The 12,175-nt window shown below is 58.8% G+C and carries 11 protein-coding genes; 1 reads left to right on the top strand and 10 read right to left on the bottom strand.

Annotated elements, in window-relative coordinates:
- Positions 1 to 47 precede the first annotated feature (47 nt).
- The 10 genes from ABIE59_RS02780 to ABIE59_RS02735 form a co-directional block, all read right to left on the bottom strand.
- Positions 48 to 893, bottom strand: a complete 846-nt coding sequence (locus tag ABIE59_RS02780) for an amidohydrolase family protein (protein WP_354444024.1) — start codon at positions 891 to 893, stop codon at positions 48 to 50.
- Positions 894 to 904: 11 nt separating this feature from the next.
- Complete coding sequence (locus ABIE59_RS02775) at positions 905 to 1,807, bottom strand: TauD/TfdA dioxygenase family protein (protein WP_354444022.1); 903 nt, start codon at positions 1,805 to 1,807, stop codon at positions 905 to 907.
- A 42-nt stretch (positions 1,808 to 1,849) separates the two neighbouring features.
- Complete coding sequence (locus tag ABIE59_RS02770) at positions 1,850 to 3,469, bottom strand: rhodanese-like domain-containing protein (protein WP_354444020.1); 1,620 nt, start codon at positions 3,467 to 3,469, stop codon at positions 1,850 to 1,852.
- Between the two features lie 4 nt (positions 3,470 to 3,473).
- A complete protein-coding gene (locus ABIE59_RS02765) occupies positions 3,474 to 4,457 on the bottom strand; it encodes a Bug family tripartite tricarboxylate transporter substrate binding protein (RefSeq protein WP_354444018.1) in 984 nt (327 codons plus the stop codon).
- A gap of 37 nt (positions 4,458 to 4,494) precedes the next feature.
- Positions 4,495 to 4,959, bottom strand: a complete 465-nt coding sequence (locus tag ABIE59_RS02760; RefSeq protein WP_354444016.1) for a tripartite tricarboxylate transporter TctB family protein — start codon at positions 4,957 to 4,959, stop codon at positions 4,495 to 4,497.
- A complete protein-coding gene (locus ABIE59_RS02755; RefSeq protein ID WP_354444014.1) occupies positions 4,959 to 6,473 on the bottom strand; it encodes a tripartite tricarboxylate transporter permease in 1,515 nt (504 codons plus the stop codon). Before ABIE59_RS02755 ends, ABIE59_RS02760 begins: the two co-directional genes overlap by 1 nt.
- 176 nt (positions 6,474 to 6,649) lie before the next feature.
- Positions 6,650 to 7,303 (bottom strand): methionine ABC transporter permease, encoded by a 654-nt coding sequence (locus ABIE59_RS02750; protein ID WP_354444012.1) that lies wholly within the window; start codon positions 7,301 to 7,303, stop codon positions 6,650 to 6,652.
- Positions 7,284 to 8,429, bottom strand: a complete 1,146-nt coding sequence (locus ABIE59_RS02745) for a methionine ABC transporter ATP-binding protein (protein ID WP_354444010.1) — start codon at positions 8,427 to 8,429, stop codon at positions 7,284 to 7,286. The genes ABIE59_RS02750 and ABIE59_RS02745 overlap by 20 nt, the downstream gene beginning before the upstream one ends.
- A complete protein-coding gene (locus ABIE59_RS02740) occupies positions 8,426 to 9,298 on the bottom strand; it encodes a MetQ/NlpA family ABC transporter substrate-binding protein (protein WP_354444008.1) in 873 nt (290 codons plus the stop codon). The genes ABIE59_RS02745 and ABIE59_RS02740 overlap by 4 nt, the downstream gene beginning before the upstream one ends.
- 26 nt (positions 9,299 to 9,324) lie before the next feature.
- The gene (locus tag ABIE59_RS02735) at positions 9,325 to 10,716 is read right to left on the bottom strand and encodes an LLM class flavin-dependent oxidoreductase (protein ID WP_354444006.1); all 1,392 of its coding nucleotides are present in this window, start codon (positions 10,714 to 10,716) and stop codon (positions 9,325 to 9,327) included.
- 208 nt (positions 10,717 to 10,924) lie between these two features.
- Between ABIE59_RS02735 and ABIE59_RS02730 the strand changes: the two genes are divergently transcribed.
- Entirely contained in the window at positions 10,925 to 12,169 is a 1,245-nt protein-coding gene (locus ABIE59_RS02730) for an acyl-CoA dehydrogenase family protein (protein ID WP_354444004.1), read from the top strand.
- Positions 12,170 to 12,175: the final 6 nt, after the last annotated feature.

Here is a 12,175-nt window from a genome sequence, read left to right as displayed (position 1 = left end):
TTCTAACGGTGTGTGAGGTCCGGCCAATGGCAAGTGCCGCGGGCGGCTTAAAGTCCGAGCAAGTTGGCGGCATTCCGGTACAGCACATTATCCAACACCGCATCCCGGAAGCCCAGCTCGAGCACATCGCTGATGGACTGGCGAATGGGGCGGAAGGTATAGGATGAGCCGAACAGGAGCTGTCCCGACAGAAAACCGTTGGCGGCCTCCACATACAGCTGGCTGCCGGGCTGGAAAAGGTACATATCGGGCACCAGGAACACGTTCTCATACCGGAACGCCACCCCGATGGCCTGGGCAACGTTCGGCCAGTAACCGTGGTAGACAATCAGCGGTAACGTGGGGAATGATCTTGCGACCACCGCCAGCCCTGCCGGGTCATTGAATCTCGGGTCTGGTGTGGTGGGGCCACTCATCAGTGATACAGGCACGCCAAGGCGCGCGCAATGCTCGTAGATCGGGAAGTAGATCTCATCGTCCGGATGGCGGGCGGGTTCGGCAAACCCGGGCTCAATGTTGATGGCGGCCAGGCCAAGCTCATTCACGGCCCGGTCGATTTCTGCAATGGCTCCGTCCACGCCCTGAAGCACCGGATCCACCGATCCCACGCCCAGAAGCAGCTCCTGGCCCGTCACGATCTGGTGGATGCGGTCGTTGGGCAGGTGTTGGGCCGGCGTGTGCCGGCCAACCACCACGGCCCGGGTCAGGCCTGCTTCGCGGACTTCGTCCAGAAATCCCTGTTCGGTCAGGGAGCGGGTAAAGTGCTGGTCGTCGCCCCGGGTACCCACCCGTCGGTTCAGCCAGCGGGCGGTTTCAAAGGCCTCGGTGCCCGGCGTGGCACCGAAAAAGTCGTGCAGGTAGGCCGGGCGGCAGCGCATGTCGATAATGTTCAATCAAAACTCCTTCAGTGAGTGATGTCGGTAAGACCCAGAGGGCGTTCCCCGGCTACCTGGGTTCGATGCATCAGGCGGCGATCGAGCTCATCGAACGATTCGCGGCAGTGCATGGTCCAGCGATTGTCCCAGATCAGGACATCGCCAACCTGCCAGTCCTGCGTCCAGACATGCTCGGGGCGTGTGGCGTAACTCCACAGGGTTTCCAGCAACGTCTCACTCTCCTCCAGGGATAAACCGGGGATATAGGCGTTGCTTCGGCGGCCGAGGAAAAGGGCCCGCCGGCCAGTGCCGGGGTGGATCCGAACGAGGGGGTGTACCGCGCCCGGAGCGGTGTCCGGGCGTTCGACCTCACGGGCACCTCGGCGCAGATCGCCGGCGCTGGTGTAGGAAGAATCGTGCTTGCAGGTAAGGCTTACGATTTTCCGCTTGAGTTCCACAGGGAGGGCTTCGTATGCCTTGTACATGTTACACAGGGAGGTTCGTCCACCGGTGCGGGTGACTTCGAGTGCGTGGAGAATGGTCGGCCCTGGCGTTATTTCCAGATAAGACATGTCGGTGTGCCATTCTGCCTCGCCGTTGCCGAGTGTGCCCAATGGAATGCCATCTTCAACGATATTCGAAATAACGAAAATCTCGGGGTATTGCTTCAGGTGACCGGTTTCTGAATGTTCCGTCGGCGGCGCAGGTTGCAACTCGCCGAACAGTTGGCTGAAACGGATCAGCGCCGGATCACTCAGGGACTGTTCCCGGAAACGCAGCACCAGATGGTCTTCGAGTGCCTGTCTTATCGCGTCGCTGGTCCGGGTTTCCTGGGCCTGTGACAGATCCACGCCCGAGATATCTGCGCCCAGGGCCGCCCTGAAGGGCTCGACAATGATCTGAGGGGCCCCGTTGGGCTTATCTAGTGCCATATGCGATGGACCTCTTGCAGTTGATGCAGTTCGTATAGGAGTTCATTCAGCGCTGGCCGGTAGTTGCGTTGCAAAATTACTGACCGCGTCCCGTTTTAACTGGGCCACGAGCTCCAGTTCCCAGTCGATGTACCCCTGCATGGCGCTCTGGTCATGGCCAGTGCCTTCGTAGGGTCGTCGATAGACGTCATCCGGCGGAGAGAGAAACCGTGCATCTGTTGATACCGGCTGTCCTGATTCAAGCCACTCACGGTTGCCGCCGGCAAGGGCCGCAACCGGCTCCCCGAGGTGATTTCCGAGCTCTGCCGCCGCAAAGGCTGCCAGTCGTCCATCCTCTGAGGTCAGAACCAGCTTTTTTCGGCTTGCAATGTCGTGCAGAGGGCCTTTGAAGTCTGATCGAAGGGCATGGATTGCGTCAGGGATATGTGCCCGCCGGTACCGATCGCTCCGACTGACATCCAGCACCGTGACCTGGTCCCGATCGATCAGCCGACGAAGTTCCGTTGTATTCAATAACGGAACATCGGGTTTCTCTGGCTGCCAGCTCTCGTTCGGAGTTGAGACAAGAGGCTCACTGACATCCTCCATTTTGACGATGTGGATATGGCGCCACCCCATTTGCCAGAGCCATGAGGCAGTCATTGTCGCCCTGATACCATCGTCATCGGCAAGCACCAGGCTGGCGTTCCTGACACCCAGGTAGTCATCGGGGGCCTGAACCAGTTGACCGCCGGGAGCATGTTCGAAACCTTCCAGGTGCCCGGACAAATACTCTTCACGGGTTCTTACATCGAGGAAAAAGCAGGTCTTCCGGTCGGCGTGTTTCCGTATTTCCGCCAGTTGCCATGAAGTAATGGTTTGAAACCCAAACCGATTGCCCAGGCGGCTGGAAGCTTCCAGTGCCCAATCCCGTCCAGCATCGCCTGGCTCCGGTGCAGACCGATCTGCACCGTGTTCCAGTTCCAGGCCCGCCAGCAGCCAGCCGATGGTGCCATTGCGCAGGGCAAACACCGGATTTTCGAGTCCGGCGTTAATCAGCGACTGGGCACCTATCAGGCTGCGTGTCCGGCCGGCGCAGTTGACCACCACCGGGGTACTGGTATCTTTCACGACGGCTTTGACACGCCGGACCAGTTCCGCCCCCGGGCAGTTGATGCTGCCCGGAATGGTCATGACCTGGTACTCGTGCCAGGGCCTGGCGTCCAGCAGCACAAACAATTCGCCATTCTTTCGGCGCTGATGAAACGTCTCGGCACTGATTGAGGGGGTGTGGCTGTGGGCTTCGACCCATTCACCAAAGGCCTTGGAGGCAGAATTTACATCCCGGTACACCTCTCCGCGTTCAGCCCAGTTTGCCAGACCACCAAGCAATAACCGCACATTGGTGTAGCCCCAGCTTTGCAGTCGGCCGCGGGCCTGTTCCGCGAAACCCTCGCCGCTGTCGTAAACCACCACTGGCGTAGTTTTACGGGGTACCAGCCTTCCCACCAGAACCTCCAGGTGATTCAGCGGTGCCGAAACTGCGAACAGCGGGTGGGCACGGGAGAATGGCCCCTCATCCCGTACGTCCAGCAAGGCAATTTCCTGGCCGTTCCGCCAGGCCTCACGAACCTCTTCGGGCTCGCAGTAGGTTTCACGGTCAACAACAGCTGATCTGGTCATGGCATTACGACTCGAGGTCTTTCAGCAGTTCCTGGATTGCCTGTGTGCGGGCTTTAAAGAGGGCTTCTGTCTCCCCGCGATCAAGAACCAGTGAAGGCGATCCTGAGTCCTTGAGTTTGCTCAGAACCTTGGGATTGCTGAAAACCTCGGGGAGCCGCTCAGCAAGGTAGTCCTGAACAGCCTCAGGCACACCTTTCACTACGGCAATCCCTCTCAGATTGGTGCTGGTGTCATCGATGTCGAGACCCGCTTCCTTGAACGTTGGAACTTCGGGCAGAAATTCTTCAACACGGGTATTGGCCGCAACCCCCAGTATTCGGACTGAGTCCCGGTTGCGCCACGCGTCTGAAAGGTTATTGAACCCCGCATTTACCTGCCCGCCAACGACGAACTGAAGGGCCTGTACGCCGCCCTGCTCAGCAGGGAGGAAGTTGATATCCACGCCGGCGGCTTCCTCGAACTGGAGCGCGGCAATGTGATGGCCTGTATACAGCCCGGCACCGGAGACGGTGAGTTTACCGGGATTGTTACGGGCAAATTCAACCACATCGCCAATGGACTGGAAGGGACTGGTCCTGGGAACAATCAGCACGGCGGGATCAGCGCCCCAGTTGGCCAGGGGCACGATATTATCGGCGTTATAGCTCAGGCTCGGGTCCTGGGTCCACTGGGCGATCATGTGCGGAAGGTTATAGACCACCAGGGTATAGCCATCCCTGGTTCCGCGGTCTACTGCCCAGTTCCAACCAACCCGTCCGCCGGCGCCGGGCCGGTTGATGATCACAATGGGCTGGCCGAGCACGCTTTCCGCCGGAATGGTGGCGATACGCGCCTGAAAGTCCGTCGCCCCACCCGGGCCATAGGCAACTGCGGCGCTGATGGGCTTGGTTGGATAGGTTTCGGCAAAGGCTCCGGTGGAGGCGCTACCCAGTGCCAGGCTGGCGGCCAGGATCAAGCCACGATACAGTCGGGTTTTGGTGAGTTTCATAGCATTACTCTCTTTTGGGTCGTGTTGGATTCAAACGTCAGAAAAGCCATCCACCCAGTGGTTGGACAGCAAGCAAATAGCTGAATAGCAGGTAAAGTGTGGTCGCAAACACGGCGCCAATAGCTCCGTGGGTGAGCAGACCTGCGAAGCGCACGGGACGGGGACCGTACCAGCAAGCCAGAGCAACAAAGGCAAGCCAGGCGCTGACATAGAAGCCGAGGTTGGCCATCAGGAAAAGATAAGACACGAACACACCGATGGCTGGCGCAAGGCGCAGTATCGCTTGTGACATAGGAAGCGTTCCGGCACCCGGTCTTTCAGAGTCGCTGTGCCTGTTTGCTGGAAAGGTACGCCAGAGCAGCACTATCGAAAGCACCACCATGAAGCTCGCCCAGAAAATCGGGAACAGGTAGACGCTGCGGTTCAAAGGAGCGAGTGCCGCCCAGAGGATCAGGGCCGACAGAATAAGTGCAATCAGCGCTACTCGGCGTTCAATCGACATCACGCGCCCTCCTGAACTGTGCGGGGCACGACCGACTTATTCCGCCACTGGGAGATAGCGCCGTATCCAATCGACGCAGCGCAAAGGGCCATCAAACTGAGAGTCAGTGGTCCCGAGGTGAAATACGCCAGAGGGCCATCCAGGGCAGTGCTGATTGTCCTCCCCATCTGAAAATTTTGTTCGGCAATGGGCCCGAGCACTACGCCGAGAACGACCGGCGCGGGCTCAAAACCGACCTTCATCGCCAGAAACATCAGCAGCCCGAGAATGGCCATGATCAGCACATCGCCCGTGTTGTGTTGAATACTGTAAGTGCCGACAACTGACAGCAGCAGGATCCCCGCGGCGAGATAGTAATTTGGCACCCGGGCAATAAAATGCCCGGCACGGGCCAGCCACAGGCCCAGTCCGAATATGGCTACCTGTCCCAGCAACAGCGCGCCCAGGAACACCCAGATGATGTCGCCGCTGGTGGCAAACAGTTGTGGCCCTGGAAAGATGCCATGTATCAGCAGGCCACCAAGCAGGACAGCACAGGTAGGACTGCCCGGCAGCCCCAGGCTCAGAAGTGGAATCAATGAGGGCCCGACCATGGCACTGTTGGCTGTCTCCGAACCGATCACGCCACGCACGTCGCCGGTGCCAAAGCCCTCATTGTTTTTGCTCAGTTTTCGCGTCTGGTCATAGCCGATAATGCTGGCCACCTGTCCACCCGCGCCGGGGATAATGCCAATAATGACGCCGCTGATGGCGCCAACAGTCAGCGCGGTGCGCTCTTTCACAGTCCTGCCGATGACTTGCCAGAGTTTGGGTGCCTCTGATGCGCCGGTTGTCTGGGCGTATTGGGAGGAGGATGATTCCAGAAGCGTAAATACCTGGGGAATGGCAAACAGGGCTATCAAGGCGACGACAACGTGAATGCCTCCCTGAAGCGCATCCACAAATACAAAACGAGACTCGCCGGTTGCCGGACTGATGCCGATGGTAGAAAGCCAGACGCCAAAGGCGCCGGCAAGCATGCCTTTCAGGAGCGATCCGGAACCGAGAGTCGCCATGGTGGTAATGCCAAGGACCGCCACCCAGAACATTTGTGCCGGGCCAAACTGAAGGGCGAAATTCACAAAAACCGGGGCCAGGAAAATCAGTACAAGCATGCCCACGACGCCACCAATCAATGTGCTTGTGAACGCGGTACGGAGCGCATTTTCGCTTTGGCCCTTTTGGGACATCGGGTAACCGTCAAAGGTGGTCGCGATATTCGCGGGCGCCCCCGGCACATTGATAAGAATGGCGCTAATCGCTCCGCCGGCAATACTGGCGGCATAGACCGCACCGAGTAGAATCAGGCTGGTGGTCGCGCCCATATGGAAAGTAAAAGGGATCAGCAGTGCCACCGATAGGGTCGGGCTGATCCCGGGTGTGGCACCGAGGATCAGCCCCCCGCTCACACCCAGCAGCAGGGTCAGAATGTGCCAGGGCTCGAAGACACCGGCGATGTGAAAAACAATATCCATTACCCGAACCTCTTGAATCGGTTGCCGCTCGGTAGATAGCCGACACGGGGTTGTTCCCGCGCTGCGACGGCAAGCTAAAGCTACTTAGAGGTAACGGTTAATAGAACCAAGATATTTTGATATTCATATCAACGGCGCGGGATACGGCCGGCTGGATCTGCCTCAGTGGGTTAAGGCTACCGATGCCGAAGCCGGTACGCATAACGGTCCCCTACAAACTGGATCAGACACACCAGCGCCACCAGGATCACAATCACCGCGACCATCACCTCGGTGTTGTAGCGTTGGTAGCCGTAACGGATGGCCAGGTCGCCCAGCCCGCCTGCACCGATCGCGCCAGCCATGGCCGAGGCGTTGATCATCGCCACAAGGGTAATGGTGAAACCACCAATGATGCCGGGCAGTGCCTCTGGCAGCAGCACGCTGAAGATGATCCGCAGGCGCTGGCAGCCGATGGCCTGGGCGGCTTCAATCACTCCGGCGCCTACCTCCCGCAGGCTGACTTCCGCAATCCGGGCGAAAAACGGGGTGGCACTTATGGTGATCGGCACGATCGCGGCCCACACACCGATGGTGGTGCCGGTAATCAGGCGGGTCAGCGGTATCAACGCCACCAGTAGCACGATAAAAGGTGTTGCCCGGAACCCGTTGACCACACTGCCAAACAGCGTATTGATTCGGGGTGCCTCGAAAATGCCGCCACGGTCTGTGGTGATCAGTAACAGGGCCAGGGCAAGCCCGGCAAACCAGACAATAACGGCGGATACGCCGACCATATAAAAGGTATCCAGCGTTGCTTGCCAGAGCGCCTCAAGCAGACGGGGTGACATAACCCAATACCTCCGTATCTGAAAAAACAGGGGTGCTGAACGATTCCGGGAGTTTTCCGTCCTCGGTGGGCAAACTGACCAGCAGCCGGCCCATGACATGGCCCTGCACATACTCGATGTCGGATTGCAGCAGTTTGGTGTCTGTGCCCAGGCTGGCCAGCAAGTGGAGTGGAAGCTCTTTTTGTCCACTGCCGGCCAGAGTCAGTCGGACCACCGCCCGGGACCCGGTGTGTACGGGTTTCGGCTTCAGATCCGCCAACAGAGCATCCGGAAGGTCCTTTCTGAGAGGGGCCAGAAGGGCGCGAGTGGCCTCATGCTGCGGCTGGCTGAAGATTTTCCAGACCGGCCCGCTTTCCACCACCTCGCCCTGTTCCAGTACCGCGACCCGGTCGCAGATTTCACTGATCACTGACATTTCGTGGGTGATCAGGATGATCGTCAGACCCAGTTTGTCCCGGATATCCTTCAAAAGGCTGAGAATTGAATGCGTGGTTTCAGGGTCGAGCGCCGATGTAGCTTCGTCGCACAACAGCAGTTTTGGTTTCAGCATCAGCGCCCTGGCAATACCTACCCTTTGCTTCTGGCCGCCGGATAGCCGGCTCGGGTAAACCTGTGCCTTGCCCTCCAGTCCGACCAGGGCGAGCAACTCATCAATACGTTGACGGATCGCCGCCTTATCGCGAACGCCTGCGGCTTTCATGGCCAATGCGAGGTTTTCGAAAACGGTTTTCGAGTGCAGTAGGTTAAAGTGCTGGAAAATCATCCCGATCCTGCGCCGCAGGGTGACCAGGTCCCGCTCTCTGAGCGAGCCAACGTCAATGTTGTTCACAAGAATCTGCCCCGAGGTGACGTCTTCCAGCCGGTTCAGCGTGCGAATCAGGCTGGATTTTCCTGCGCCACTTCGGCCGATGATGCCGAAAATCTCACCACGGCCGATGGTCAGGTTGATGTTTTTCAGTGCCTCGACCTTCACTGTGCCGGTGCTGTAGGTCTTGTGGACATCCCGGATCACGACATGTGCGTGATCCGGCTCAGAACGGGGTTCAGTAATGGGGCCCGCAACTGGCTGATTGGCCAGTTCTGTCAGCCCCTCAGAGGATCCCTCAAAATACAGTGCCGAATTCATAGCTTCACCTCGAGCGGCGGGAAGTCTTCCCAGGCGTGTTTGTAAAGGGTCTCGTTTCCAAAGGCCTCAAGCAGTGATTGCTTTACCTCCGGGGAGTCCTGATAGATGCGAATAAATTGCCGGATCTGCTGGTTGTCCACGTTGTCCGGATGTACCACGAACCGAAGGGCAAACTTGTGAGTGTTGTCCCGCTCGAACAGCAGGGCATCGGCCGGATCCATAACGCCGGAGCCCTTGATGTAGTGGGGGTAGCTGACCGCTGCTGCTACATCCTCCAGAGACCTCGGTGTCTGCGGGCCGGGTACTTCAACAAATTTCAGGTTCCGCGGGTTCTCGATAATGTCGTGAATACTGGCCTTGATACCGATCCCGTCCGGCAAGGTGATCAGCCCCGCTTGTTCAAGCAGTTTCAGACCACGGCCCTGATTCACCGGATCATCCGCCACGGCGATCTGACTGCCCGGCTTCAGTTCATCAAAGGAATTGATTTTCAGGGAATACACCCCGATCAGACCTTCCATGCCATAGGCCAGCGGGACCAGATCGAAGTTGCGGGTCTTCTCCTCGTTTTCCAGGAACACCTCGTGCTGGAAATAATTGATATCCACGTCGCCGTTGATCACTGCGGTGTTGGGGATCACCCAGTCGGTGAACTCCACCACTTTGACATCGAGGCCTTGCTTCTCGGCCAGGTCGGCGGCGGTGTAAACAGAGTCCACAATCAGCCCGTTGGCTACGACGCCAATGCTGACATCGGCGGCCATCGCCAGGGGGCTGATGGCCAGCGCCAGGGCGGCAATGCCCGTGCGCAGGCGTCGGGGAGCGGGCGTGGATGAGTGGGTATTGTGGGTAGTTCGGGTTACGGTCATGGTGTTTTCCTGTTCAGAAGGTTAGGTCAGGCACTTTGTGAGTGTTTGCGGGTGGTCTGCCCGTATCGCCAGGCAGCGCCAGGGTGGGTCGCCGGCAGGTGAGCTTGCTGGCCGAACAGTTTTTCCCGAAGGCTGCCGCTGGCGTATTGGGTTTTGTAGCGGCCACGGTTCTGCAGCTCCGGAACCACCAGGTTGGCAAAATCGGTGTAGCTCTCCGGGGTGACAATGCGCGCGAGGTTGATGCCGTCAATGCCGGTGTCATCCACCAGGGCGATCAGCTCATCGGCAATCTGCACGGGGTCACCCACCAGCGTCGGGTATCGACCTCCCAGGGCGTGTTGTTCCAGCAGTTGGCGGCGGGTGACGCGGGATTCCCGGAACCGCTGGGTGACCGAGTCGATAGCCTGGGTTGGTGCGTAGGGAATGGGCTCGTCCAGACCATAGCGGGACAAATCGGTGCCGGTGGTGCTGGAGAAATGGGCGATCCCTGCCTCCGGGCTGGCATAGCGGAGGTATTCCCGGTATTTGTCCTGGGCCTCGGCTTCGGTGGGGGCCACCACAATATTCAGACCAACAAACAGCTTGATGGCTTCCGGGTCCCGCCCGGCCGCGGCGGCTGATGATCTGAGCGCATCCACCTGCTGGCGGGTTTTGTCACGGCTGCCGCCGCTGATAAAAGAGCATTCGGCATGGCGGCCCGCGAAGGCAATGCCCCGGCTTGATGTACCCGCTTGATAAAGCAGCGGTGTCCGTTGCGGCGATGGCTCGCTGAGGTGGTAGCCCTCGCTGCGGTAAAACTCGCCCTCATGCCGGATTTTGTGCACCTTCGTGGGGTCTGTATAGATCCGATGTTCCGCATCCCGCAGAACGGCTCCGTTTTCCCAGGAGCCCTCCCAAAGCTTGTAAAGCAATTGCAGGTACTCTTCTGCCTGATCGTAGCGGCGGTCATGGGCGATCTGCTTTTCCAGGCCCATGGCGCGCGCGGCGCTTTCAAGATAGCCAGTAACAATGTTCCATCCCACGCGGCCGTTACTCAGGTGGTCCAGGGTGGAAAATCGCCGGGCCAGAAGATAGGGCGGCTCGTAGGTCAGGTTGGCGGTGATGCCGAAGCCCAGGTGGCTGGTGACCGCGGCCATGGCAGACACGAGGACGGACGGGTCATTGACTGGCAACTGCACGGTCTCTCGCAGGGTCAGGTCCACGGAGTTTTGCCAGGTGTCATAGACGCCGGCAATGTCGGCTATGAACATGCCATCGAACAAACCCTGCTCCAGAGTCCGGGCGAGCTCCGTCCAGTAGGCCAGGGAGTTGAATTCGGTTGACCGGTCCCGGGGGTGGGTCCAGAGGCCGTGGTTGATGTGGCCGATGCTGTTCATGGTGAACGCATTGACGCGTATTTCCTTGCCGCTGTTAGTCATTGGACTTCCTGAGCTGAATCGTGTGTTGAGCCGATCCTATGGGGGAAGGGGAGGCCAGCGGAACCAAGTATTTCTGAAAAGTATTTGTTTGATTTTGATAAGGTTTTATAGGTGTTTTTGTGCAAAGTATTGCAGGTATTCTTGTTTGTCGGTTGGCCGGGTTTCTCTGATGATATCGAGCTGAATCCGAATCCAAAGGAGATTTTTCATGCCTTCTAATGCTGCCGTCTCGAGTCTGCAGAGCCAGCCCTCAAGTGTCCCTGAAGCGTTTGACGACGCCCGCCTGGACGCAGATGCCTGGTTAGAGAAGGCCGATGAAATCGCCAGATATCTGGCTGAGACTGCGGTTGAGCGGGACCAGACTGGCGGCCACGCCGCCGAGCAGAAGGAGCGCATCCGGCAGAGTGGATTGCTGTCGCTGTCCATCCCGAAAGCGCAGGGCGGTGCCGGCCAGAGTTGGAGCCTGATCTATCAGGTCATAAGGAAGCTGGCCAGTGCCGATTCGGCGCTGGCGCATATCTTTGCTTTTCATCACCTTCAGGTGAGTTCCGTGCTGCTCTATGGCAGTCAGGATCAGGTGGATAGTTTGCTTGGCCAAACGGCTGCGAACCGCCTGTTCTGGGGAAATACGCTGAATCCACTAGACAAGCGAACCCTGGCAACCGAATACCCCGGAGGCGGGTTTGTTTTTGATGGTGTCAAAGGCTTCTGTTCGGGCGCTCGTGGCTCGGATTATCTCACTGCATCGGCCTGGCATGAGCCCACCCAGAGCCTGGTTGTCGCGGCGATACCGACAATCCGAGACGGTATCACCGTGCACGGGGACTGGGACGCGATTGGTCAGCGCCAGACCGACAGTGGCACGGTGACCTTCAGCCAGGTAATTGTGGCACCCAGTGAGGTGCTCCTGCAGCCCGGCATCCCCTGGACGCCAGCCGCGCACTATAGAAGCTGCCTGGCTCAGCTGGTTTTGGTGAACCTGTACGCAGGCATTGCCGAAGGTGCGTTCCGGGAAGCACGCACGTACACCCTGGAACAAGCCAACCCCTGGTTCACCTCTGGCGCGCCATCCTCAGGAGAAGATCCGTTCATTCAACACCACTATGGCGAGTTGCGGGTCAAATTGCGGTCTGCGCAGGTGCTCGCAGATGTCGCTGGCGATCTGGTGGACAGGTATTTTCCGAAAGGTCCGGCCATTACCGCCAGGGACCGTGGCGAGACGGCCATCGCCATTGCCGATGCCAAAGTCGCGGCTCACCATGCGGCGCTGGATATCAGCTCGCGCCTGTTTGATATTGCCGGTGCCCGCGCCACCAGCCGCCGGTTTGGGTATGACCGGTTCTGGCGCAACGCCCGCACACACACTCTGCATGACCCGATTGATTACAAGCTGAGGGATCTTGGGCGCTGGGAACTGTTCGGCGATTACCCGACGCCGACATCCTATTCATGATCGGGC

The sequence above is a fragment of the Marinobacter sp. MBR-99 genome (assembly GCF_040547575.1).
In the GTDB taxonomy this organism is placed as follows: domain Bacteria; phylum Pseudomonadota; class Gammaproteobacteria; order Pseudomonadales; family Oleiphilaceae; genus Marinobacter.
Note: the sequence above shows the minus strand (reverse complement) of the source record. Positions and strands in the feature narration are given on the sequence as shown.